Raw genomic sequence first — 23,685 nt, 5'->3', positions numbered from 1 at the left:
GGACCTCTCCGGGGTCGACGCTCCCGACGGTGTCACGCCCGGCCGCTGGTGGACGCACCACGTCAATTCCAGCCCGGTCGCTCCGGGCGTCCGCCGCCGTCCTGCAATCGACAGGCATGCTAGTTTGATGTCCCGCGAAGCGGAGTCCACGGAAGCACCGGGACAACCAGCGCGGACCTCTGTTCCTACCTCGTAGCCCAGCGTGCCCTCATGCGCGCCCGGGAGGAGCTGTCGTGCCCAGAGAAGTAATCGCCTTCGTGCCTCAACACACCACCACCAAGTCGCGTGTCATGGCAATCGTCGACAGAGGCAACGGCAACGAATTGGATGCCATCGCGACGCTCGATTGGCCACACCAGGCGGTCGCCATTTGCAACCTGTTGAACTCTCCAGACAAGGGGCAGGAGAACTTCTCCGGCCTCTGGCTCAGTCTGCCGGCAAGCGTCCGATCCGGGCTTGAGCAAGCAGCCCAACAGCGCGTCGACGTCACCGATGAACGGCAGTTCCTTGCCACCTGGTTCGTGAGCGAACTCGACGCCCCCAACCTGCCGAGGGATGGCAGCAAGATCGATTGGGCAGGGCTGTTTCCCGTCGCGCAGTGTCCCGCCGATGGGTGCGACTACTGCGACGGCTGTCCGTCGTATGCCGAACGCCGACGTGATGACGCCGGCAGCGGCCAGTGCGGCCCCGGCGGATCGTGCCGCTGTCTGATGGAGAGCTCGGACGACGACGAAGACGTCTGCGTATGTCCCTCGTGGGGCGTCGGCCCTCGCTGGGCTGCTGCTCTGTACCAGTCGTTGTGCGGTATGGCGGAGGTCCTTGTTGATCAGGCGGATGGCCTCATGTGGGGGATCGAAGGTCCCGCGGTCGCGTTTCCGGCTTCGTTGATCGCGCAGCCGCCAGAGTTCTTCGTTCGGCTCGCGCAGACCTGCGTCGACCTGTGCGACCTGCTGGCCAGGGGAGTGACGCCTGTGCCACACACCATCGCTGAGCTGCTGATGCTCGACGAGGCAGCGCGCTCTCACCTCGAGAGCCACACGACGAGTGCCGGCCTCGATGTCGACGCCATGATGCAGGAGTTCGAACACCTTCCCGAAGGACACGGTGACTTCGAGTTGGACGCCCTGTGGATGTTCCAGTTCACCAACTCGGACTGGGAGAAGATCACCGAGTCCGAGACGACGTACCAGCCGTACTCCATGGACCGCATCTTCGACCTGCTCCCGGAGGCTGCGGAGTGGCCCCGGAACGCGAGGCTGGCGTAGCAACGGATTCGTGTCCACCAGCACAGCCAGCGTGCTGAGCCGGCGGTGACAGCGTTTGCGCTGTCACCGCCGGCCTGGCCTACGCAGCGGCGGTCACGGCAGCGGACGGCCGAGTCGGGCACAGGTAGAGGTTCCGTAGGTTCCGCCCGTGAAGGCGGGGAACTTCAGGGACGCCCGCGACTGCGGCCCGAACTGGCCGTCCGCGGTGATGCCCGCCTTGCTCTGGGCGAACTTCAGCGCGTTGAAGGTCAATTGGCCGAACGCCGCGTCATCGCTGAGCAGCGCCTTGCCCGCGGGTGCGAGGTAACAGTCGTTCAGGGCCCACTGGAGGGCCAGCGTGCCCGGCCCGGCGTCGCCCCAGACCAGCGAGCATGGCAGGACGCCGTACTTGCCGACGGGCGCGGCGACCTGATAACCCGCCTGGTTGCTGACGACGGTGTAGGACTCGCATTCCGGCTGACTGCGAGCGTGGGCGGGGCTGGCGGCGACGAGCGTGCCCGCGAGCACGGTCATGACCATTGCGATCAGTACTGCCAAACGTTTCATCGAGTTTCTCCTTCATCGCAGTGTCGTCCGGTGCCCGGGCCCCCGTCGCGCTTCTACCCGGGCAGCCGGACTCCTCGGCGGACACCCACCGCACGGCTCGTGTCCTGAAGTCAGGCTGGTCCGGCACGAGGTTGTCCGACAGGGCGGCGGCACCGGACAAACAACGTCGGACAATCCGTCCGACGTTTGCGCAGCTCGGTCAGCGACTCGACGGTGGGCCGCAGGAAGGGTCGTACCGCTCTGAGGGGATGTGCGTCGCCCACTCCTGCCGGGTCAGCTCACGGCCGGCAGTGGCGCAGATCTCGGCCCTGGCGGCGCGGAGATCGAACGACCAGCGGATGATCCGCCCGTCCTCGGCGCCGGAGATGAGAGTTCCGGCCGCGGTGAAGGCGAGCCCGCGGACTCTCGCACCATGGCCGCTGAGGGTCGTAACCCGTTGCCGGGTAACGGTGTCCCAGACGACGATGGTGCGGTCGTCGCCAGCGGACGCGATCCTGCGCCCGTCGCGACTGAAGGCGAGGACCTGGACGGGTGCGGTGTGGCCGTGCAGGACGGCCAGTTCGTTGCCGGTCGCGGCGTCCCAGAGCTTGACGCCACGGCTGTCGCCGGCGGTCGCGAGCAGAGCTCCGTCGGGGCTGACCGCGACGTCCTGCACTGTCCCCTGCTGGCTCTTCACTCGGCTGAGAAGTTTGCCGGTGGTGACGTCCCACGTGTTGACGAAGCCGCCCACGCTCGCGCCCAGGAGACGGCGGCCGTCCGGGGTGAAGGCCAGCGACGTGACGATCTGTGCCGGGAACCTGGCCGTGATGTCGGTCGGGTTGTTGATATCCCCGACGTCCCAGATGAAGGGGCCGAGCGTGGCGGCTGCGACGAGACGGCCACCAGGATCGAAGGCGACGTCGGTGGACGCACCGATTCCCTTGGACACGATCGGTCTTGTGGCATGTCGTCGACGTTGGAGATCCCAGATCGTGATGATGTTGTTCCGAGTCACGGCGGCGAGCCGGAGCCCGTCGGGGCTGAACGCGACGGCCTGCACCTCGTCTGCGTGCCCGGCGAGGACGGCCACTTGTTCACCGTCGGTGTCCCAGAGGCGGACCGTGCCGTCGCTGCCCGCCGAGGCGACACGGGTTCCGTCCGGGCTGATCTTCAGATCCTTGACCTGCGCCGCGAAACCGCTGAACGGGGCGTCCTGCAGATCGTGGAGCACGATGGTTCCGTTGAAGCCCGCCGAGGCGAGCATCGCCCCGTCCGGGCTCAGTGCGACGGACACCGTTTCGGTGCGGCCGCGGTCCTGGAAGGTCTGCAGGGACTCGCGGCGTCGCGCGTCCCAAATGGTGATCGCGCCGTTCTCGTCGGCCACGGCGAGCTTGCTGTCGGTAGGCGCGGAGATGGTCCATGCGTAGCGGCCGGCCAGCGGTAACGGCGGAAGGCGGACCGGCTGACCGCCGGCAAGATCCCACAGGTACACCCCGCGGTCGTCGGCGGAACCCGCGAGGACGTACCCCGAGGGACCGAAGGCGACCGAGAAGACATGCTGGGCGGGCAGTCTGGCGAACACCGTGCCGGTCGCCACACGCCAAGCGGCAGGGTGCTCCACCCCGTCGCTGGAGACGAGGATCGCGCCGTCGTGGCTGAACGTGAGCGATCTGACCGGACTCCGGTGCTCGCGGAGCACTGTGCGAGTTGTGGTCCGCAGATCGTAGAGGGCGATGTCGCCGGCGCGGCCGGCATTCGCGTCGGTGTCGGGACCGTCCGTGAGGCCGACCGCGAGCGTGGTCCCGTCGGGGCTGAAGGCCATGCCCGACCCGAGACTGTCCTCCGTCAACCGGGTCTTCTGTTGGCGCGTCCCCACGTCCCAGATGATGATGGACTTGTCGATCCCGACGGAGGCGAGCAGCCTTCCGTGGTCGGCGAAGGCCAGGCCGGCGGTCCGCCCCGTGTGGCCGAAGAGGGTGGCGATCCGCTCGCCACGTGCGGGGTCCCACAATCCGATGGTGCCGTCACCGGCCGCGGAGGCCAACAGGGAATGGTCCGGGTTGAACGCGACCGTGTAGATGGACGGCCCACCGACGTTGAGTTCGGTGCGGCGGGGCGCTGCCGCCGCGCTGAGCACGCTGCCCCGGGTCTCGGTGTTCGAGTTGAGGTGGTCGGCCTCGACGGCCAGCAGGCCGGCCAGATCGGGATCGGTGGCGAGCAAGGATCGGGCTTGCAGCGACAGCTCGCTGGAGAGCGTGGCCACCTGCTGTCGGCGGGCGTCCTGGCGTTGTCGTACCGCGACGCCGCCGCCCAACAGGGCGAGTACGAGCAGGGTGGATATGCCTGCGACGAAACGCTTGAACACGCGGGCCTGACGCCGGCCGGCGTTCTGCTCGGACTCGGCGAGAGCGGAGCTGGCGTGCAGGAAGGCGCTTTCGAGATCGTTGAGCTCCTCCGGACGGTCGTCGGCCAGGGCCTGCGCGCCCAGGAGTTGGGTTCCCCGGTACAGGGCTCCGGCATCATGGTCGAGCGTCGCCCAGGTGTGCGCGGCTTCGGTGAGTCGTCGGTGGATCAGCAGGTTTGCCCGATCATCGGTCAGCCATCGGTGTAACCGCGGCCAGGCCCGGATGAGCGCCTCATGGGCCACCTCCACCGTGCCGTCGCCCATGACCACCAGACGGGATTCGGCCAGCTGGTCCAGAACTCGGGCGGTGACCGCCTCGTCGGCGATGCCGTCGAGTTCGGTACGCATGGTGGGCCGCCGGGTGTCCTCGGTACCGTCGCCCAACGCGGTGAGCCGCAGGAAGATCCTGCGAGCGGCTTGTTGCTCGGCTGCCCCGAAGTCGCCATAGGCCCGCTCGGCGGTCTGGGCGATCGCCCCGCGTACGCCGCCGCTCGCCTGATAGGCCGACAGGGTGAGAGTTTCCCCGATTCGTCGTTGCCAGGTCTCGAGGAGCGCGTGCGAGACGAGCGGCAACGCGCCCGGCTCGTCGGCGGCATCGGCGAGCACTGTGCTGACCAGGTCGGCTTCGACGCCCATGCCGACCTGGGCGGCGGGCCGAATGATGATCTCCCGCAGGTCGGTGGCGCTCACCGGCCGCACCAGGAGGTGCGCCTCGTCGTCCAGCGCGACGGCCAGGTTCGGATACTGCATGAGGTGGGCGAGGAAGTCGGCGCGTACCCCGAGTACCACTGTGGTGCGGCGATCGGGCCCCTGCGCGGCGTCCATCAGCGCCTCGATGAAGCGGCGGCGTTCCGCCTTGTCGGGGCAGAGCGTGAACACCTCCTCGAACTGATCCACCACCAGCAGCGCGCGGGTCTGCGGCGGGCAACCCGCCAGTGCGCTGCGCACCGCGATGTCGAGCGCGGCGTCATCCGCCGCCAGGTCCTTCCGGATCTCTGCTGCATCCTGGCCGGTCAACTTCGCGACCTCGGCGGCCAACGCCTCCAGCGGGCGTTCGGTCGGCGTCAACAACATCGTCTGCCACCGCTGGGCGAGCCCACGGTCAGCGGTGATGGCTCCAAGCAGACCGGCCCGCAGCAACGAGGACTTGCCGCTTCCGGAAGCCCCGACTACCGCGGTCAGGCACCGCTGATCGGCCCGTGTCAGCAGCCGTTCGACCAGCTCCGTACGGCCGAAGAACAGCTCCGCCTGCTCGGGCTGGAATGCCGTCAGCCCCTGATACGGGCAGCGCGGCGCCGCGGTCTCGGCGGTGCCGAAGGCGACCGCCGCTTCGGCGATTGCCGACCACCGTGCCCGCCACTCGGCCGGGTCGCCGCCACAGGCCTGGACATATCCGAGCGTCACCTCCAGCGACGGCAGCCGATCACCCTTCGCCGCGTCCGCCAACGTGCTTGCCGAGTAGTGCGCGCGCCGAGCCAGGAGCCGATAGCTCGGGTTGCCCGCGTGTTCCCGCAACTGTCGTAGCTGCCACGCCAACCGTTGCACCGGGCCCGCCGCCGGATCCACGGGCTTCTCCGGACGGCCCAACACCCACCTCCGCATACTGGGCCGTAACTCTGGCCGCGCGACCATGGCGAGCTTCGGCACGGGCGCCCATCCGATCGGGCCAGAAGAAGTATCCAGTTGCGGCGATGCGGTTGCGGCCTCGGGCTCGGTCCGCGCCGGCAGGCAGCAGGTGACGACTGTCCGTTCGGAGCGGGGGACGCTCAGCTGGGCCTGGCGTTGCGCTACCGTCAAGGCGCGCACCTCGGCGTCGATCAGTCCGCGTCTGCCGGCCGTCGACGGCCCGCACTGCCCCACACAATCCAAGGAGAACCCGATGCCGGAGCCTGAACCCGCCCAAGACGACCCCGCGGTGGCTGCCGACGCCTCAACACCGGCCGAGACCGAGACCGAGCAGCCTGCCGTTCCCGCGAATCGGGCTGCCCGACGCGCGAAGGGCAAGGTCGCCTCGCCTCAACCGCATGGAAAGGGTCAGCACCTCGGCGGCCGGGGCTCGGTCCAGAGCCCTCGCCAGTATGGCAACCGCCGTAGCGGTTGATCAGCAGATACCGCTGCGACGCTGGCGATCTCGACCCGGCCGGCCCGGAACCTCTGCGCCGTTTCAGCACCTGTGCGTTCTTGCTGCGGCGTGAGCCGACCGTGCACAGTGGAATCCGCAAGCCGGCGTAGGTCGGCTTTGTCGGCGACCAAGGGTACGGTTTCGATGCTCGACACGTACCGGAATCGACGGCACGTCGTCGGGGCGGGATCGGCCAGCCCGGTGGCGACGGACCGTGGGAGGGAGCGACGGTGGCGCAGCGGAGAGCACTGGTGGTTCGGGGCGGTTGGGAAGGGCACCAGCCGGTCAAGGCGACCGAGTTGTTCCTCCCCTTCCTCGAAGGTAGCGGCTATGCCGTACGGGTCGAGGAGTCGACGGAGATCTACGGTGACGCCGCCGAGATGGCCGAGATTGACCTCGTCGTGCAGTGCATGACGATGTCGCAGATCACCGCGGACCAGGTGGCGGGCCTCAGCGCGGCTGTCATCGCGGGTACGGGCTTCACCGGCTGGCACGGCGGCATCGTCGACTCGTTCCGCGCGTCATCCGAATACCTGCACCTGGTGGGCGGCCAGTTCGCGACCCATCCGGGCCGGGAGCCGTGTGAACGTCACGGTGGCCCGGAGGACAACTTCCTGCCGCACAGGGTGCGTGTCACCGACCTCGGCCGGGAGCACCCGATCACTGCGGGCATCGAGGACTTCGACCTTGTCACCGAGCAGTACTGGGTACTGCACGACGACCTGATCGACGTGCTGGCCGTGACCACCCACCCGACGCAGGCGTGGCATCCGTGGCACCGGCCGGTCACCTCACCGGCGATCTGGACCCGGCGGTGGGGTGCCGGGCGCATCGTCGTGACGACCCCGGGGCACAGCCTCGACGTGTTGGAGCACCCGGATGTCCGTACCGTGATCGAGAGGGGGATGGTGTGGGCGACCCGCACCGCGTCGGCGTCGTAGGTCTCGGGGTCATCTCCCGCGCGTACCTGGACACACTCGCGGGCCACAGTGAGGTCGACATCGTCGCGGTGGCCGATCTCGACGCCTCCCGGTCAGCCCAGGTCGCGGCCACGATTCCTGGAGCCGAGGCGATGAGCGTCGAGCGTCTGCTCGCCCATCCGGACGTGCAGACAGTGCTCAACCTGACCATCCCCGCGGCCCACGCCGACATCTCGCTCGGCACTATCGACGCCGGCAAGAACGTGTATGTGGAGAAGCCGCTCGCCGTGACGTTTTCGGACGGCCGTTCGATCGTCGAACGGGCCGCGTCGGCTGGCGTCCGCGTCGGGTGCGCGCCGGACACCGTCCTGGGCACTGGTACGCAGACGGCGCGGGCGGCGATCGACGGCGGGCTCATCGGCCGTCCGATGTCCGCGTCGGCCGTCATGGTCACTCCGGGGCACGAACGCTGGCATCCCAACCCCGACTTCTACTACGCCCCGGGCGGCGGCCCGATGCTGGACATGGGGCCGTACTACATCTCGGCGCTCATCCACCTGCTCGGGCCGGTCCGGTCGGTGACCGGAGCCGCCAGCCGCCTGCGCGCGGAGCGCGTCATCGGCTCGGGTCCCCGCACCGGCCAGCGGATCCCGGTGGGGGTGGACACCCACCTCACCGGCGTACTCGAGCACACCAATGGTGCGCTCTCCACAATTACCACGAGCTTCGACGGTGTCCGGACGACGGCCGCACCCATCGAGGTGCACGGCGAGGCCGGCACGCTCGCCGTACCCGATCCGAACTACTTCGACGGTGAGGTCCGCCTCTTCGCGCTCGGCGACACCGAATGGCGCGCTCTCGAACCGCGTGCCGGTTACGCCGGGGCCTCCCGGGGCATCGGTCTGATCGACCTGGCCAGGGCCGACGATCAGCGTCCCCCACGCGCTGACGGCGACGTCGCACTGCACGTACTCGACACCATGACCAGCCTGCTTCGGTCGGCGACCGAAGGCCAGCGGATCGAGCTGACGACGACGGCACAGCGACCGGCACCGGTTGCGCTCACTCCGATCGAGGACTGGAAGGCGTACGACGCCAAGACACGCTGACAAGGGCCAGACCGAAACTGTCTCGCGGTCATCGCGCAGGGCCGAAGTGGTGGGTGAGCGAGGCGCGCAGCGTGGTGGCGTCCCCGGCGGACCAGGCGACGAAGCAGTCGGGGCGTACGAGCAACGCGGCCGCTGTGGTGCCCTCCAGTGGGCCGGTGACCACGTCGACCCGGTCCCGCCATGGCGCGGCGATGTCGGCGTAGGCGCCAGTGGAGCCCAGCAGCAGCGGCCGGGCGGTGCGGGTCAGTTCGGCGAGACGTGTCGCGCCGTGGTCGGTGTGCACGATGACGTCGGGCGCGCAGCGGCCGGCCAACGGGTCGGCGGGATCGGCGGGGTAGCTGATGTCCGCGCCGGACATCAGCGCCGCGATGTGCCCGGTCACCTCCGGCTTGCGCAGCAGTTCGGCGAAGAGTTCCCGCAGGCCGGTGATCTCGTCGCCAGGGCCGATGAGCGCCGACTGCGCCTGGGTGGACATGACGACCCGTTCGGCGACGGGACGACGCTCGCTTTCGTACGTGTCGAGCAGGCCCTGCGGTGCCCAGCCGCGCACCGTTGCGGCGAGCTTCCAACCCAGGTTGACAGCGTCCTGCAGGCCCAGGTTGAGACCGGGGCCGCCCATCGCGGGGTGCACGTGCGCGGCGTCGCCAACCAGGAGCACCCGGCCGGCGCGGTAGCGGGCGGCGATGCGGGTGTTTCGGCCGGTCAGCCGCCTCAGCAGGCCGGGGCCGTCGGGCGCGCCGAGGGGGATGTCGGTTCCGAGGACCCGGGCGACGCTGGCGCGGAACTCCGCCAGGCTCATCGGGCTCTCGTCGTTGGTTGGCGTGTCGGGCCACTCCGTCGTGCTCAGGATCGCCGGGCGGCCGGGGAACGGGGCCCAGGCGATCAGGCCACGCGCGGTGCGGGTGTGCTGGAACGGCGTGACGATGCCAAGGCCGGGGACGCGCAGGCCGCCCGTCCCGGGGTCGAGGGATGACGCAGGCACCGTCACCGTGGCGGTACGGGAGATCGACCGGTCGTTTGTGACCCCGGGGAAGCCGATGCCGGCGAGGCGGCGCACCGCGCTACGCCCACCGTCGGCGCCGACGACGAAACGACTGGTGAGCTGCGTACCGTCGGCGAGGTGGACCTCGACCCCGTCGGGGCGTTGGCGGAGGTCGACGACCTCGTGACCGCGGCGCAGGTCGACTCCCAGTTCGGCGGCTCGGACGGCGAGACCGGCTTCGAGCTGGGCTTGCGGCACGCCGAGCACATAGTGCGGGTTCTCCCCGAGCATCGTGAGATCCAGCGGGAACGCGCCGAAGGTGAAGGCCGGTTGAGGGGTCGGCGGTGTGCTTTCACCGCTGAGCCGCGCGTAGAGGCCGCGCCGGTCGAGCAGGCGAACGACCTGGCCCACGAGGCCGTTGGCGCGCGGCTCGCCGGTGGGCGTGGCGTGGCGTTCGAGGACGACGGGGTGTACGCCGGAGAGGGCCAGTTCGCAGGCGAGCATGAGGCCGTTGGGGCCGGCGCCGACGATGACGACATCGATCATGGTCGTGGTTCCTTCGGGGTGTGCGTCATCGCCACAGCAGGCGCGGCACGTGGCCGGCCCGCCGCGGGAGTGTGACGCGGCTGGAGACGTGGGTGAGGTGGTGCCCTGCGTGAGGGCGGAGCTTCAGCGGGGTGGGGCCGGGAGGCCGGCGGCGATCTGGGTGAAGGCGTCGGTGATGAGGCGTTCGATCGGGGCGGGTGGGTCGGCGCTGTCGAGATAGTGCTGCATGGCGACGCTGACGGCGGCGCTGGCGGCGGCCGCGACGAGCCTCGGGTACATGTCGGTGGCGAGATCGGTGCCGGTGCGCTCGCCGACTGCGGCGGCGAGCTCGGCCTCGGCGAGGGCGGTGGCGCGCAGCCGTTCGCCCTGCAGCGCGGGCTCGGCGAGCATGGTGCGGACGCCGGCAACCCACTGCGCGTGGTCGGGGGAGGGCATCGCCTCGACCTCGGGGCCGCGGGTGAACTGCTCCAATGCGGCCTGGGTGAGCGCTGCCCAGAGTGGCTCGTCGGCGGGACGTTCGCGCAGCGCGGCGGCGGTGCGCAGGCTGCGGTCGAGGTGGCGGGAGGCGATCGCCTCGGCCTTGCTGGAGAAGTAGTTGTTGAAGGTGCGCGGGGAGACACCGACTGCATCGGCGATGTCCTCGACGCGGACGTTGTCGTAGCCGCGCTCAGCGGTGAGGTGGATCGCGGCCCAACCGAGCGCCGCCCGCGTCTCGGCCTTCTTGCGCTCCCGGAGCCCCGTCATGCCACCACGCTAGCACCATTTGCGTGACACGCAAATATGCGTGCTACGCAAAAATCAACCACACCTCAGGTGTCGGCCACCTGAGGTGATCGCGTCGACAGGCGGAAGGGCCGGCCGACGCCGACAATGGGGGGGTGGCACCTGCCTTCGTCCTGCACGACCACCGCAAACCACGACCGCACTTCGACCTGCGGCTGGAGGAGGACGGCGTGCTGCGCTCCTGGGCGGTGCCTCGCGGCCTTCCCGACAGCCCCAGCGACAACCGCCTCGCGATCGCCGTGCCCGACCACGACCTCGATCACCTCACCTACGAGGACGTCGACAAGTCGATCGCCGACATCGGCACCTGGGAGGAGCACGATCGCACCGACCGCCGGATGCTGTTCACCCTGCACGGCCGCACCGGCCCCCGGCGATACGCGCTCATCCGCACCGGCGAGGGGTGGCTGCTCCACCTGACGAAGGAGCAGCCTCCGGACGAGCGCGGACGGTAGCCGACGAAGACGGCGACGGTGGGCCGCGGCTGAAGGATCTCGGCGCGACAGCCGCCGACGTGGGTCAGGGTGACGGGCTGTGGACGGTCCTGGCCGACCCGGAGGGCAACGAGTTCTGCCTCCTCACCCCGAGCTGACCAACCGGCGACACCGTGCCGACGGAGAACCGGACGGAGTCGGCCGATTCGGACAACGGCCCTAGTGCGGCGGAAAGTGGCAGTTCGTGGCCGGAACGACGTGCCACCGCGACCGTTGGCATTAGCGCAACGCCGCTCTATGGTGGGGGCATGCCGCCGGTGACCTTCCGCTCGCCCGCCGCCACCGAGGTGGCGGTGGGCGGTGCTGTGCGCGTGCCGACGGCGACCCGTCCCAAGGCCGACATGCGGGTGCCGGTTGTCCGCGCGCCGCACACCGCGCCCATGCGCACAACGTCGAGCCCGACGCGAACCGGCCGAGGCCCACCTGCGGAGTCGTTGCATACCCAGAACGACCGCCAGGGCGAAGCTACCAAGCTTCGGCCCTTTTTGTTTTTCCCACCCATTCCCCTTGAAAGGCAGATCATGAGCGTCGATCATCGTCCTACTCTCGACCAGAGTTGGCTGGCTGACCTACGAGCGTCCCTGGCGGACGACTTCGCCACCCAGACGGCTCGGCTGCGGGAACTGACCGAGCTCAACGCGGACACCGGCGACCCCGGCGAGGCCCACAACCAGGCCGCGCTGCTGCTGGCCACCCGCCAGAACATCGAGCAGATCACCGGTGCGCTGAACCGGATCAGCGACGGCACCTACGGTGCCTGCCAGAGGTGCGGCCAGAGTGTCCCGGCCGAGCGGCTCGAAATTCTCCCGCACGCTCGCTTCTGCGTGCCGTGCCAGGAGAAGCAGAACAGGTGACGCCCCGGTGTGGCTGCCGTGCCGCCGCGTACGGCAGCCACACCGTCACGTACGAGAGCCCGGCCTTTCATCCAGTGAAAGCTCCGGTTCCCCAGCGGGGGCACCGCACGGGACGATCCGGCTCCATCGACATCCGTCGGCATGGAGGTCCGGTCGCATGACATTCGCGCGTAACCAGTGGTATGTGGCCGCCTACGGCGGTGAGGTGGGGCGAAACCTGCTCGCCCGGACGGTGCTCGGTGAGCCGTTGGTGCTGTACCGCACCGGTGCCGGGCAGGCGGTGGCGCTCGCCGACCGGTGCGTACACCGGCGCTTCCCGCTGTCGGAGAGCCGGCTCGACGGCGACACGATCGTCTGCGGCTACCACGGCTTCACCTACGATCCGACCGGCGCCTGCGTCTTCGTACCCGGTCAACAGCGCATCCCGCGCACCGCGCGGGTGGTCTCGTTCCCGGTTGTCGAACAGGACTCCTTCATCTGGGTCTGGATCGGCGACCTGGACCGGGCCGACCCGGCTGCGATTCCCCGCGCACCGTGGCTGGCCGACCCGCGTTACGCGGTGGTGCGGGGCATGGCGCCACTGAACGCACGGTACGGCCTGCTGGTCGACAACCTCCTGGACCTGTCCCACGAGACCTATCTGCACGGTGGTTACATCGGCACGCCGGAGGTGGCGAACACCCCGATCACCACCGAAGTGGACGAGGACCGGGGGATCGTCTACGTCAGTCGGCACATGGACGACGCCGAGTGCCCCCCGTTCTACGCGCGCTCCACCGGCATCCAGGGCCGGATCACCCGGTGGCAGGACATCGAGTACCACCCGCCCTGCCTCTACCTGCTGCACAGCCGGATCGCGCCGCAGGGTGTCTACCCGCCCGCGGAGGGCGAGGACCGCGAGGCGTTCCACGCCGAGATCGTGTACGCCATCACCCCGTCGACGGAGCACACCACCTATGACTTCTGGGCGGTGGCGCGCGACTTCGCGATCGACGACGAGTCGGTCAGCGAGTACCTCCACCACAGCAACCACACGGTTGTCATGCAGGACGTGACCGCGCTCAACATTCTGGAGCAGGTGATCGCGACGGAGCCGGACAGGTATCAGGAGTTGAGCATCAACATCGACACCGGTGGCCTGGCCGCCCGGCGGCTGCTGGCCCGGATGGTCGGGTCGGGGACGGTGGGAGCGGCGCGGTGAGTTCCCGGGCAGGCACCCGCAGCGGGGACCGGGTCTACCGGATCCACTGGGTGCCGGGCACCGACACGCTGCGCGGGATCTGCCACTGTGGGGCCGAGCGCCTCGCCGAGGAGCCGGTCGAGTTGTGGGAGTGGCTGCTCGCCCACCCGCAGGGCCACCAGGGTGCGGCCGTGCCGGTGCCCGGACCGCCGAGACGGCTGGCGATGCGCGAGTGACGGTGGATGCTCTGACCGGTGCGGAGCTGGTGGTCGCCGGCCGCGATCAGGTGGCGGCCGAGGTGGTGGCGATCCGCCTGTGTCGTCCGGACGGCGGTGACCTGCCCGAGTGGACGCCGGGCGCGCACATCGACCTGGAGTTGGGCGCCGGGCTGACCCGCCAGTACTCCCTCTGCGGTGACCCGGCGGAGCGGTCGGTTCTGCGGATCGCGGTGCAGCGCGAGCCAGACGGGCGCGGCGGTTCCCGGCTGGCGCACGAGCGGCTCACCGTCGGCGCGACCGTCCGGGTGAGCGGGCCGCGCAACACCTTCCCGCTGGTCGCGGCATGCCGCTACCTCTTCATTGCCGGCGGCATCGGTATCACCCCCATCGCACCGATGGTCGCCGCGGCCGACACCGCGGGCGCCGATTGGCGGCTGGTGTACGGCGGACGCAGCCGCGCCACCATGGCCTTCGCCACCACCCTGCGGGTGAGGTACGGCGACCGGGTGAGCCTGCACCCGCAGGACGAGACCGGGCTGCTCGACCTGGCCGGGTTGCTGGGCCGGCCCGGCACCGGGCTCGTCTACTGCTGCGGCCCGGAACCACTGATCACCGCGGTCGAGGAGCACTGCCGCGGCTGGCCACCGGGCTGCCTGCACGTCGAGCGTTTCACCGCCCGGGGCGACACCGGCGCGCCGGAGACGACGATCGAGGTCGAACTCGCGCTCTCCGGGCGGACGGTGACGGTGCCGCCGGGCACGCCGATCCTGCTGGCGGTGGAGGAGGCCGGGGTGCAGGTCCTCTCGTCCTGCCGGGAGGGCACCTGCGGCACCTGCGAGACGCCGGTGCTCGCCGGTGTGCCGGAGCATCGCGACAGCCTGCTCACCGCCGAGGAGCGGGCCGCCGGGGACACCATGATGATCTGCGTCTCCCGGGCCCGTACGCCCCGACTCGTGCTGGAGCTGTGAGCTCCCGGCGTGGGCTGGGATGATGACGGGGTGCGCGCAGAGCCGGGACGGTCGGTGACGAGCAAGGTGCTGGCGTTGCTCGACGCGTTCAGCCCGGCCACCCCGGCGTTGACCCTGAGCGAGTTGGCGCGTCGCACCGGGATGCCACTGCCCACCGCGTACCGGCGGGCCGCGGAGCTGGTCGCGTGGGGGGCATTGGAGCGCGGTGACGACGGGCGGTACCGGATCGGTCTGCGGCTGTGGGAGGTGGGTTCGCTCGCCCCCAGGGGCCTGGGGCTGCGGGAGTTGGCCCTGCCGGTGATGGAGGACCTGTACGAGGTGACCCACGAGAACGTCCAGCTCGCCGTCCGACAGGATCTCGAACTCGTCTTCATCGAACGGATCGCCGGGCGACACGCGGTGCCCGTGCTCACCCGGGTGGGGGGTCGCTTCGCGCTGCACGCCACCGGCGTCGGGCTGGTCCTGCTCGCCCACGCGCCCGCCGAGGTCCAGGAGCAGGTGCTGGCCGCGCCGCTGGAGCGGTACACCGAACTGACCATCACCGACCCGAAGCGGCTGCGTCGCTGTCTCGCCGAGGTACGCCGGGTCGGGTACGCGGTCAGCGACCGTCAGGTCACGATGGACGCCCTCTCGGTGGCCGCGCCGATCCGCGTACCGGAGGGTGTGGTGGCGGCGATCTCGCTGGTGGTCGCCCACGACCGGGCGGACCCGGTGGCGTTGGCGCCGCTGGTCCAGGCCGCCGGTCGGGTGGTCTCCCGGGCGCTGAACAACCCCACCCGCCCTGCCGTCTGATGTAGACAGACTGCGAATCGTTGACGCCCGGTCAAATTCTGCATTACGTTGCCGGTGCGCGTGTTACTCCCCACCTTCGTGCGCAGATCGGCATCGACGAAAGGGAGCACCCATGTCACTGGACGGCAAAGTCGCCATCGTCACCGGCGCCGGGCGGGGTCTCGGCCTCGCCTACGCCCAGGAGTTGGCGCGGCGGGGCGCCTCGGTCGTGGTCAACGACGTCGACGCCGAGGCCACCGCCGACGCCGTGGCGACGATCGGGACGTCCGGCGGTCGGGCCGTCGCGGTGGTCGCACCGGTCGGCCCGACCGAGACCGCGAAGGAGCTCGTCAGCACGGCGGTCGAACACTTCGGCCGGCTGGACATCCTCGTCACCAACGCCGGCGTTCTGCGCGACACGGTGCTGTGGAAGATGAGCGACGACGACTTCGACACCGTCATCAACGTGCACCTGCGTGGCACGTTCACCACTGTGCGCGAGGCGGTGCAGCACATGCGGCAGGCTGGCGAGGGCGGACGGATCATCTGCGTCGGGTCACCCACTGGGCAGCGGGGCAACTTCGGCCAGACCAACTACGCGGCCGCCAAGGCGGGCATCGTCGGCATGGTCCGGACCTGGGCGCTGGAGCTGAAGCGGGCCGGCATCACCGCCAACACCGTCGTCCCGGTCGCCGCGACCGCGATGACCGCCACCGTTCCCTACTTCGCGGCGGCGGTGCGGGCCGAGGCGAACGGCGAGCCGATGCCCGCGTTCTTCCGACACGAACTGGGCTTCGGCACGGCGGACGACGTGGCCGGGCTTGTCGCGTTCCTCGGCTCCGACGCGGCGGCCTCGGTGACCGGGCAGGTGATCGGCGTCGGCGGGGACCGCCTGCAGATCTGGACCCACCCGGAGGCGGCGCTGACCGCGCACCGCGAGGGCGGCTGGACGTACGACGCGCTGGTGGAGGCATGGCCGACGATATTCGCCGGTGCGGCGCAGAGTGTCGGCGAACGCTTCCCGAAACTCCCCGAGGAGTTCGAGCCCGCGCCGTCCTGACCGGCCCGAGCGGACCTGCCCGCACCGACCCGCCCGACGAAGGTTGGCCCCATGTACCAGCCCGCGATCGACCTCGACGACGTCACGGCGATCGACATGCACGTGCACATCGAGGTCGACGACCACGGCCACACCTCACTGCCCGAACCGCTCGTGGCAGCGGCGTCGGCGTACTTCAGGACGGACGGCCCACGGCCGGCGGTCGAGGCGGTGGCGCGGTACTACCGCGAGCGGCACATGGCGGCTGTCGTCTTCACTGTCGACGCGCGTACCCAACTGGAGCACCAGCCACTGTCGAGCGTCGAGATCGCCCGCGCGGCGGCCGAGCACGCCGACGTGCTCATCCCGTTCGGGTCGGTCGATCCGCGCACCGGTGGAGCGGCAGTCGAACTCGCCGACCGGTTGATCCGGGAGGAGGGCGTTCGCGGCTTCAAGTTCCACCCCACCGTGCAGGGCTTCGACCCCAGCCACGACGAGTACGCGCCGCTGTGGGGCCTGCTGGAGCGGGCCGGCGTCCCGGCGCTCTTCCACACCGGGCAGACCGGCATCGGCGCGGGTACGCCGGGCGGCTACGGCCTGCGGCTCGGCCGGTCGAACCCGATCCTGCTCGACCCGATCGCTGCCGACTTCCCCGACCTCCAGATCATCATGGCCCACCCGTCGGTGCCCTGGCAGGACGAGGCGTTGTCGGTGGCCACGCACAAGCACAACACCTGGATCGACCTGTCCGGCTGGAGCCCGAAGTACTTCCCGGCCGAGCTGGTGCGCTACGCGAACTCGCTGCTGAAGCAACGGGTGCTCTTCGGCACCGACTACCCGATGCTCACCCCCGACCGGTGGCTTCGCGACGTGCAGACGACCGACCTCAAACCTGACGTGCTCCCGGGCATCCTGAAGGACAACGCGGCCCGACTGCTGGGCCTGGCCCGGTGACGACGAGAGGGAACGCCATGACGACGACCATCACCTACGACCGGCTCGGCGACCTCGCCGGCACCGAACTCGGCCACACCGGGTACCGCACTGTCACCCAGGACCAGGTGGACCTGTTCGCGGACGCCACGGACGACCACCAGTGGATCCACGTCGACCCGGAACGGGCGAAGACCGGCCCGTTCGGCGCACCGATCGCGCACGGCTTCCTCACCCTCTCCCTGGCGGTTCCCTTCTGGACCGAGCTGCTCGAGGTCAAGGGCGTGACCACGAAGGTGAACTACGGCCTCGACAAGGTGCGCTTCCCCGCGCCGGTGGTGGTCGGGGCGCGGGTGCGGATGCGGGCCACCGTCGTCGAGGTCGTCGAGGTGCGCGGCGGCTACCAGCTCGCTGTCGACCAGACGATCGAGATCGAGGGCGGGACCAAGCCGGCGGTCGTCGCGCGCGGGCTGTACCGCTTCTACGCCTGAGCCCGGGGGCATCCGTCGAGCCGGGCGAGCACACCACCTCCACCCCCCGGGAGAATGATGATGCACCAGCACGGAATTGGCGCCTGGCTGGCCAAGCGCCGGCTCAAGTCCCCGGACCAGATCGCGATCATCCACGGCGATCGGCCACCCATGACGTACCGCCAGTTCGCCGATGCCGCAGATCGGATCTCGGCGGTGCTGCGGGAGCGGGGCGTCGGCAAGGGCGACTCCGTCGCCTACCTGGGAGAGAACAGCCCCGAACTGCTCCAGGTGATGTTCGCTGCGGCGCAGGTCGGTGCGGTCTTCGTGCCGATCAACACCCGGCTCGCCGCACCCGAGATCGGCTACGTCCTCGCCGACTGTGCCGCGCGGGTGCTGGTCCACGACCCGGACTTCGCGGTGCCGGTGGCGTCCGCCGCGCCGGCCGCCCGGATCCCGTACGTCATCGTCAACGGCGAGGGCACCGCGGACCGACCCGGGCTGGCCCACCTGACCCGGGCCGCCGCCACCCCGTTCACCGACCACGTCGACACCGCCCACGAGGATCCGGCGGCGATCGTCTACACCTCGGGCACGACCGGCCGGGCCAAGGGCGCGGTGCTGACCCACGGCAACCTCACCTGGGTGGCGCTCAACTGTGTGGTCGACTATGACGTCGTCTCCACCGACGTCGCCCTCATGATCTCGCCGCTGTTCCACGTCGCCTCGCTCGGGATGGGCGCCCTGCCCGTCATCCTCAAGGGCGCCACGATGGTCATCGAGAGGGGCTTCGAGCCGGGACGCGCGCTCGCGCAGATCGAGCGGCACGGGGTCACCATGCTCAGCGGTGTGCCGACCACCTACCAGCTGCTGGCCGACCACCCCGCCTGGGCGTCGACCGACCTGTCGTCGTTGACGAAGCTCACCTGCGGAGGCTCGGCGGTGCCGGCCCGCATCCTCAACGCCTACGAGGCGCGGGGCCTGTCGTTCTCCCAGGGTTACGGCATGACCGAGGCCGCGCCGGGCGCCACCGCGCTGCCGCCGGCGATGACCCGGGTCAAGCAGGGCAGTGTCGGCCTGCCGCACTTCTTCACCGACGTGCGGATCACCGATGCGGCCGGTGCGGTGCTGCCCGCCGGTGCCGTCGGTGAGATCGAGGTGACCGGTCCCAACGTCTTCCCCGGCTACCACGGGTTGCCGGAGGCGACCGCCGAGGCGTTCACCACCGACGGGTGGTTCCGCTCCGGCGACCTCGGCCACCTGGACGCCGACGGCTACCTCTACATCTCCGGCCGCCTCAAGGACATGATCATTTCGGGGGGCGAGAACATCTACCCGCTCGAACTCGAGCAGCTGCTCACCGAGGTCGACGGGGTGACCTCGGCGGCGGTCATCGGCGTGCCGGACGAGCGTTGGGGGGAGGTGCCGTGGGCGATCGTGACCGTACGGGAGGGGGCGTCCGTGGACACCGCCACCGTCCGGGCCCGCCTGGATGGCAGGATCGCGCGCTACAAGCTCCCGAAGAACGTCGTCATCGTGGACGAGCTGCCGCGGACGGCGTCGGGGAAGGTGCGGAAGGCCGATCTGCGGAGCCGGTTCGGCGCCTAGGCGCGGGCCGGGCCGCGACGAGTTCGGCGAATTCCGCAGCGGACGCCTCGGCCAGCTTGCCGTGCATCCGGCGGTAGGTCCGCACCGATCTCGCAGCGGGCCATTCCGCGTCCATGAACTCGGCGGGCAGCCTCGGGTCGGCGCGCAGCAGCGCGAGCCAGTCGGCCACGAGCATGGTTCGTACGGTGAGGGCGCTCGGTGCCATCGTCAGCGCGGACGGGTCGTCCCACACCTCGATGAAGGCGAGGTGCGCGCGTCGGATCGCCTCGATGTCCCAGGCCGTGCGCACGCTCTCACCGATCGGGAAGCCGGCGAGTTCGCGGGCGTGGAAGGCGACCACGGTGTTGGGTGCGAGGTCCTGCCGCAGCCGCTCCAACGACCCGGCGAGGTCGACCTCGCCGGGCGCCAGCCACAGCCCGTCCCGGAGCGGCGCGAAGCCCTCCCAGGTGAGGGTCGAACGCAGGCGGTGCCGCAGCATCCGCTGGCCCTCCGGGATCGAGAAGGTGACAAGGGTCCATCCGCTGCCCTGTGGGTCGAACGGCCGCGGCCCGCGAACGCGGTACGTCGCCTCGCGCAGCACAGCGGCCCCGTGCTCGGTCAGTGAGAACAGCGTCTCCCGGCCGCTCCTGCTGCGGGCGAGGATGCCGCTGTGCACGAGACGGTCGAGGGTCGCGCGGGTGGCCGGCGCGGCGACGTCCGCGCCTTCGAGCACGTTGATCAGAGCGCTTGCCCGGATGGGTCCCGTGGCGGCGTCGACGACGTGTTCGCCGAAGAAGGCGAGCAACAACTGTTTCGGCTGACGACTACCCACAGCGCTTCCCTTCGGCGAACTCGTTGGCCTGGCCGCCGATCACCGCGCGGATCGCGGGGCCACAGCCTGCCCGCGCTTGGCCCGCTGGATCTGGTCGTAGACGTGCGTCCGCAATTCCGTGAAACGGGGCAGAGCGCGGGTCGTGATCTGATCGCGCTCCGGCGGCAGGTCGATCGCAAGGTCCTCCTGGACCCAGGTCGGCGACGTGGACAATACTAGAACCCGCTGACCGAGATACACCGACTCGTCGATGTCGTGGGTGACGAAGACAACCGAGATGGTGCGGCTGGCGTGCAGCTCGCGGACCAGGTCCTCCAGGTCGGCCCGGGTCTGCGCGTCGACGGCCGCGAACGGTTCGTCCATGATCAGGACGTCGGGCTGGTAGGCGATCGCCCGCGCGATCGCCACCCGCTGTTGCATCCCCCCGGAGAGCTGCCACGGGTGGCTTCGCGCGGCGTGCGCGAGGCCCACCGCCTCAAGAGCGTCGACGACCAGCTTGCCCCGGGCCGCGCGGGTGAGCTTCTTGTGCCGCAGTGGCAGCTCGACGTTCCCGCGCACCGTCAGCCAGGGGTAGAGGCTGCGACCGTACTCCTGGAACACGACGGCCATGGCCGGGCTGGGCCCGGTCACCGGTGAGCCGTCCATCTCGACCACGCCGCTGGTGGGCCGCAGCAGGCCGGCGAGGCACTTCAGCAGGGTGGTCTTGCCACACCCGGACGGCCCGACGATGCAGACGAGCTCACCGGCGTCCATGGTGAAGCTGATGTCCCCGATCGCCTCGACGGTGCCCGTCGCCGACTCGTAGACCTTCCGCAGGTGCTCCACCCGCAGCATAGTGCTCCGATCAGGCACGGTTGACCTCCCTGATTCCGTGGTACCAGCGCAGAACACGCCGTTCGACGAGACCGAAAGCTACGGCGAGGAAGATGCCGACGAGACCGAGGAGGAGGATGCCACTCCACATCTCGGCGATCAGATAGTTGCGCTGGAAGTAGGCGATCCGGTAGCCGAGGCCGGAGGAGGAGGCGAACATCTCGGAGATGACCATCAGGATCAGCGCCACCGAGAGGGCCTGCCGGACCCCGGCCATGATCCGTGGGCTGGCGGCGGGGAGCACGAGGAACCAGAGCCGCTCCCACCAGGTGACCTGAAACGATTCCGCGGTCTCCGTCATGACGCTGTCCGTTCCCCGGACACCCTCGATCGTGTTCAGCAGGATCGGCCAGATCGCGCCGGAGACGATCACGACGACCTTCATGGTGTCGGTGATCCCGAGCAGGAGCATCACCACCGGAATCAGCACCGGTGGCGGGATGGCCCGGAGGAACTCCAGCACCGGTTCGAGGAGTTCGCGCAACCAGCGGGTCAGGCCGATGACGGTGCCGGCGGCGATGCCGAGCACTATCGATCCGGCGACACCGAGGCCCAGGCGGGCGAGGCTGGGCAGCACGTCCTCGACGAACGCCGGGCCGATCCAGGTGTCCCGGAAAGCCTCGGCGATCGTCAACGGGTCGGGGAAGAACCGACTCGTCGTCCTCGTCGCCACCAAACCCCAGAGCACCAGCAGCAGCGTCGGCAACCCCAACGGGTAGAGCAGGCTCGCCGCGATCCGGGATCCGACCGTCCGGTTGCGTGCCGTGGTGGCGATCCGCCCGGTGTACGCGGTCACAACGGCTCCTCTCCTCGTACCGACTGGTGCCACGACAGCACCCGACGCTCGATGAACCGGAAGACGATGTTCACCGCGAGCCCGAGCAGGCCGGTGACCACTACCAGCGCGTACAGGCCGGGGGCGTCTCCGGCGGACCGGGACAGCTCGATCATGCGCCCGAGGCCGGGGTTACCGATCACCATCTCCGCGGTGATGGCGAGGATGAGCGCCACCGCCGCCGCGAGGCGCAGGCCCGTCATGAGGTACGGCAGGGTGGTGGGCAGGACGAGGTGCGACAACTGTTCCCGCCGGGTCAGACCGAAACTGCGGGCGGTGTCGCGAGCCACCGCGTCGACGTCGGCGACGCCGTAGATCACCTGCACGAACACCTGCCAGAACGACGCGTAGATGATGATGACGAGGGCGGCCTGCCGCTGGATGCCGAACATCAGCACGGCGAGCGGGATGAGGGCGACCGACGGGATCGGCCGCAGGAACTCGACCATCGTGTGCGTCGCGCGCCGCAGGAACGGCACCAACCCGACGACAGTGCCGAGGACGACGGCGGCAACCGTCGCCACCGTCAGGCCGATCGCCCAGGACGTCATGGTGCTGCCCAGCCGCCGCCAGAACGCGAGGTCGACGAACTGCTCGAACAGCCGCGCCAGCACGTCCGTCACGTACGGCAGATACAGCGGGTTGATCAGGCCCAGCGTCGGGATCAGCTGCCAGACGACGAGGAACCCGGTCAGGCCGACGACGCCCAGCATCGCTTTGCGTAACGCGCGCAGGCGTCGGGTGGGGAACACACGCATGTCACTCCCGTCGTCAGGCGGGCGGCGAGGCCCTTCCCGATCCCGGGGGTCGGAAGGGCCGGATCGCGCCAGCTACTGCTGCTGGATGAGACGGTCGAAGTTGGGTTGCTTGTCGAGAACCTTGTACTTCTGCGCGAGCTCGGCGAGCGTCTGCAGGCTCGACCGGTCGACCTGCCAACCGAAGGCCGGCAGCCGCACCGACTCGGCCACCGGTGGCGGCAGTTGCAGGTTGTCCTTGATGGCCTGCCGCAGTGACGTCTCGTTGGCGGGGTCCTTGGCCCACTCCAGCGTCTTCTTCATCGCCGCGGTGAAGTCCTCGACCAGCTTGGCGTCCTTCTCGGTGCGTTCCTTTGTGGTGATGGTGGTGAGCGTGGTCAGGCCGGGCACCACCGCCTGGTAGGGCGCGACGATGAAGGTGTCGCCGCGGGTCTTCAGTTGGGTGACGAACGGCTCCGGCACCCAGGCGGCGTCGATGTTGCCGGATTCGAGTTGGGCCGGGGCGTCCGGGAAGGCGACCTCGACGAACTTGATCGTCGACGGATCACCGCCGTCCTTCTCGACCGCCGCCATGATTGTCACGTCGCCGGCCGCGCCGAGGCTGTTGACCGAGACCCGTTTGCCGGCGAGATCGGCCGGTCGTTTGATGCCGGATTTCGCCGAGGCGACCACGGCGTTGATGTCGTCGCCGTCGGCGTACGAGGAGGCGTAGTTGCCGATGATGACGACGCCGAGATCCCGCAGGTCGGCCCGGAACGGGCCGAAGGGCTGGCCGATCGCGAAGTCGATGTCGCCGTTCAGGAGTGCCGGAATGGCCTGAGCGCCGCCCTGGGCGGGCAGCACCTCGACCTGGAGCCCGCGCTCGGCGAAGAGGCCCGCCTTGACGCCGGCCCAGAGCGCGGCGGTCTCGGTGATGGGCAGCGCCGCGACCCGGACCTTGCGCAGGTCGCCGGAGGGCTGGTCGGACGGTTTGGACGCGTCGGAGTCGGTACATCCGGTGAGGGCGATCGCGGTAGCGGCGATCAGCCCGAGAGCCATGACCTTCTTCATTGACGAGGCCCTTCCTGGGCGGGGTGGTGGGTGCGTCGGAAGTCGGCGGATGCCTCGGATCTGCAGGTGAACTACCGCTGCGTGGGGGCGCACGCCGCTGTGTTGGCCATGGTCAGTCACCCCGGCATCGAAAGTCAATAATTTCTGACGCCCGTCATGAATAAGTTGAA

General features: G+C 69.8%; 22 protein-coding genes and 1 pseudogene. 14 read left to right on the top strand and 9 right to left on the bottom strand.

What is annotated here, in order from left to right; all coding sequences use genetic code 11:
• Positions 1 to 233: 233 nt before the first annotated feature.
• Entirely contained in the window at positions 234 to 1,265 is a 1,032-nt protein-coding gene (locus AB0B98_RS02995; protein ID WP_357360425.1) for a hypothetical protein, read from the top strand.
• Between the two features lie 93 nt (positions 1,266 to 1,358).
• Here AB0B98_RS02995 and AB0B98_RS02990 read toward each other — a convergent pair whose 3' ends face one another.
• Entirely contained in the window at positions 1,359 to 1,811 is a 453-nt protein-coding gene (locus AB0B98_RS02990) for a peptidoglycan-binding domain-containing protein (protein ID WP_357360423.1), read from the bottom strand.
• 199 nt (positions 1,812 to 2,010) lie between these two features.
• Complete coding sequence (locus tag AB0B98_RS02985) at positions 2,011 to 5,760, bottom strand: helix-turn-helix domain-containing protein (RefSeq protein WP_357360421.1); 3,750 nt, start codon at positions 5,758 to 5,760, stop codon at positions 2,011 to 2,013.
• Between the two features lie 786 nt (positions 5,761 to 6,546).
• Here AB0B98_RS02985 and AB0B98_RS02980 point away from each other — a divergent pair.
• Entirely contained in the window at positions 6,547 to 7,257 is a 711-nt protein-coding gene (locus AB0B98_RS02980) for a ThuA domain-containing protein (protein ID WP_357360419.1), read from the top strand.
• Positions 7,227 to 8,345, top strand: a complete 1,119-nt coding sequence (locus tag AB0B98_RS02975) for a Gfo/Idh/MocA family oxidoreductase (protein ID WP_357360417.1) — start codon at positions 7,227 to 7,229, stop codon at positions 8,343 to 8,345. The genes AB0B98_RS02980 and AB0B98_RS02975 overlap by 31 nt, the downstream gene beginning before the upstream one ends.
• 28 nt (positions 8,346 to 8,373) lie before the next feature.
• Here AB0B98_RS02975 and AB0B98_RS02970 read toward each other — a convergent pair whose 3' ends face one another.
• Together AB0B98_RS02970 and AB0B98_RS02965 are read right to left on the bottom strand one after the other, a co-directional pair.
• Positions 8,374 to 9,873, bottom strand: a complete 1,500-nt coding sequence (locus AB0B98_RS02970; RefSeq protein WP_357360415.1) for an FAD-dependent monooxygenase — start codon at positions 9,871 to 9,873, stop codon at positions 8,374 to 8,376.
• Positions 9,874 to 9,996: 123 nt separating this feature from the next.
• A complete protein-coding gene (locus AB0B98_RS02965; RefSeq protein ID WP_357360413.1) occupies positions 9,997 to 10,617 on the bottom strand; it encodes a TetR family transcriptional regulator in 621 nt (206 codons plus the stop codon).
• A gap of 134 nt (positions 10,618 to 10,751) precedes the next feature.
• On the opposite strand from AB0B98_RS02965, the gene AB0B98_RS02960 reads away from it, so the two are divergent.
• From AB0B98_RS02960 to AB0B98_RS02910, 11 genes and pseudogenes are all read left to right on the top strand, one after another.
• A complete protein-coding gene (locus AB0B98_RS02960) occupies positions 10,752 to 11,111 on the top strand; it encodes a DNA polymerase ligase N-terminal domain-containing protein (protein ID WP_238667918.1) in 360 nt (119 codons plus the stop codon).
• A gap of 26 nt (positions 11,112 to 11,137) precedes the next feature.
• Positions 11,138 to 11,236 (top strand): annotated as a pseudogene (locus AB0B98_RS02955) (VOC family protein); the annotation flags it as partial.
• Between the two features lie 435 nt (positions 11,237 to 11,671).
• Complete coding sequence (locus AB0B98_RS02950) at positions 11,672 to 12,004, top strand: TraR/DksA C4-type zinc finger protein (protein WP_308193441.1); 333 nt, start codon at positions 11,672 to 11,674, stop codon at positions 12,002 to 12,004.
• A 157-nt stretch (positions 12,005 to 12,161) separates the two neighbouring features.
• Entirely contained in the window at positions 12,162 to 13,205 is a 1,044-nt protein-coding gene (locus AB0B98_RS02945; RefSeq protein ID WP_357360411.1) for an aromatic ring-hydroxylating dioxygenase subunit alpha, read from the top strand.
• Positions 13,202 to 13,420, top strand: a complete 219-nt coding sequence (locus tag AB0B98_RS02940) for a hypothetical protein (RefSeq protein WP_238667915.1) — start codon at positions 13,202 to 13,204, stop codon at positions 13,418 to 13,420. Before AB0B98_RS02945 ends, AB0B98_RS02940 begins: the two co-directional genes overlap by 4 nt.
• The gene (locus tag AB0B98_RS02935) at positions 13,417 to 14,370 is read left to right on the top strand and encodes a PDR/VanB family oxidoreductase (RefSeq protein ID WP_357360408.1); all 954 of its coding nucleotides are present in this window, start codon (positions 13,417 to 13,419) and stop codon (positions 14,368 to 14,370) included. Before AB0B98_RS02940 ends, AB0B98_RS02935 begins: the two co-directional genes overlap by 4 nt.
• 30 nt (positions 14,371 to 14,400) lie before the next feature.
• Entirely contained in the window at positions 14,401 to 15,162 is a 762-nt protein-coding gene (locus AB0B98_RS02930) for an IclR family transcriptional regulator (RefSeq protein WP_357360406.1), read from the top strand.
• A 112-nt stretch (positions 15,163 to 15,274) separates the two neighbouring features.
• Positions 15,275 to 16,201 carry an SDR family NAD(P)-dependent oxidoreductase gene (locus AB0B98_RS02925; RefSeq protein ID WP_357360404.1) on the top strand — a complete coding sequence of 309 codons (927 nt, stop codon included), beginning with the start codon at positions 15,275 to 15,277 and terminating at the stop codon, positions 16,199 to 16,201.
• 51 nt (positions 16,202 to 16,252) lie between these two features.
• A complete protein-coding gene (locus AB0B98_RS02920; protein ID WP_357360402.1) occupies positions 16,253 to 17,134 on the top strand; it encodes an amidohydrolase family protein in 882 nt (293 codons plus the stop codon).
• A gap of 17 nt (positions 17,135 to 17,151) precedes the next feature.
• A complete protein-coding gene (locus AB0B98_RS02915) occupies positions 17,152 to 17,604 on the top strand; it encodes a MaoC family dehydratase (protein WP_357360400.1) in 453 nt (150 codons plus the stop codon).
• A 60-nt stretch (positions 17,605 to 17,664) separates the two neighbouring features.
• Positions 17,665 to 19,191: a long-chain fatty acid--CoA ligase gene (locus tag AB0B98_RS02910; protein ID WP_357360398.1), complete on the top strand. Its 1,527-nt coding sequence runs from the start codon at positions 17,665 to 17,667 to the stop codon at positions 19,189 to 19,191.
• Here the strand turns inward: AB0B98_RS02910 and AB0B98_RS02905 are convergent.
• The 5 genes from AB0B98_RS02905 to AB0B98_RS02885 all read right to left on the bottom strand — a co-directional run bounded on the left by AB0B98_RS02905 (position 19,115) and on the right by AB0B98_RS02885 (position 23,515).
• Positions 19,115 to 20,002, bottom strand: a complete 888-nt coding sequence (locus tag AB0B98_RS02905) for a PaaX family transcriptional regulator C-terminal domain-containing protein (RefSeq protein ID WP_357360395.1) — start codon at positions 20,000 to 20,002, stop codon at positions 19,115 to 19,117. The genes AB0B98_RS02910 and AB0B98_RS02905 overlap by 77 nt on opposite strands.
• A 39-nt stretch (positions 20,003 to 20,041) precedes the next feature.
• Positions 20,042 to 20,854, bottom strand: coding sequence for an ABC transporter ATP-binding protein (locus tag AB0B98_RS02900; protein ID WP_357360393.1), 813 nt, complete (start codon positions 20,852 to 20,854; stop codon positions 20,042 to 20,044).
• Positions 20,847 to 21,671, bottom strand: coding sequence for an ABC transporter permease (locus AB0B98_RS02895; protein ID WP_357360392.1), 825 nt, complete (start codon positions 21,669 to 21,671; stop codon positions 20,847 to 20,849). Before AB0B98_RS02895 ends, AB0B98_RS02900 begins: the two co-directional genes overlap by 8 nt.
• Complete coding sequence (locus AB0B98_RS02890; RefSeq protein WP_357360390.1) at positions 21,668 to 22,468, bottom strand: ABC transporter permease; 801 nt, start codon at positions 22,466 to 22,468, stop codon at positions 21,668 to 21,670. The genes AB0B98_RS02895 and AB0B98_RS02890 overlap by 4 nt, the downstream gene beginning before the upstream one ends.
• A 72-nt stretch (positions 22,469 to 22,540) precedes the next feature.
• Positions 22,541 to 23,515, bottom strand: a complete 975-nt coding sequence (locus AB0B98_RS02885; protein ID WP_357360388.1) for an ABC transporter substrate-binding protein — start codon at positions 23,513 to 23,515, stop codon at positions 22,541 to 22,543.
• Positions 23,516 to 23,685 lie beyond the last annotated feature (170 nt).

Origin of the sequence: Micromonospora sp. NPDC048947 (assembly GCF_040649495.1) — a bacterium.
GTDB classification, from domain to species: Bacteria; Actinomycetota; Actinomycetes; order Mycobacteriales; family Micromonosporaceae; genus Micromonospora; species Micromonospora alfalfae.
Note: the sequence above shows the minus strand (reverse complement) of the source record. Positions and strands in the feature narration are given on the sequence as shown.

Coding starts and splice junctions, on each gene's coding strand:
- AB0B98_RS02990 (WP_357360423.1), bottom strand. CDS start 1,811: ATGAAACGTTTGGCAGTACTGATCGCAATGGTCATGACCGTGCTCGCG.
- AB0B98_RS02970 (WP_357360415.1), bottom strand. CDS start 9,873: ATGATCGATGTCGTCATCGTCGGCGCCGGCCCCAACGGCCTCATGCTC.
- AB0B98_RS02965 (WP_357360413.1), bottom strand. CDS start 10,617: ATGACGGGGCTCCGGGAGCGCAAGAAGGCCGAGACGCGGGCGGCGCTC.
- AB0B98_RS02950 (WP_308193441.1), top strand. CDS start 11,672: ATGAGCGTCGATCATCGTCCTACTCTCGACCAGAGTTGGCTGGCTGAC.
- AB0B98_RS02945 (WP_357360411.1), top strand. CDS start 12,162: ATGACATTCGCGCGTAACCAGTGGTATGTGGCCGCCTACGGCGGTGAG.
- AB0B98_RS02925 (WP_357360404.1), top strand. CDS start 15,275: ATGTCACTGGACGGCAAAGTCGCCATCGTCACCGGCGCCGGGCGGGGT.
- AB0B98_RS02920 (WP_357360402.1), top strand. CDS start 16,253: ATGTACCAGCCCGCGATCGACCTCGACGACGTCACGGCGATCGACATG.
- AB0B98_RS02915 (WP_357360400.1), top strand. CDS start 17,152: ATGACGACGACCATCACCTACGACCGGCTCGGCGACCTCGCCGGCACC.
- AB0B98_RS02910 (WP_357360398.1), top strand. CDS start 17,665: ATGCACCAGCACGGAATTGGCGCCTGGCTGGCCAAGCGCCGGCTCAAG.
- AB0B98_RS02890 (WP_357360390.1), bottom strand. CDS start 22,468: ATGCGTGTGTTCCCCACCCGACGCCTGCGCGCGTTACGCAAAGCGATG.
- AB0B98_RS02885 (WP_357360388.1), bottom strand. CDS start 23,515: ATGAAGAAGGTCATGGCTCTCGGGCTGATCGCCGCTACCGCGATCGCC.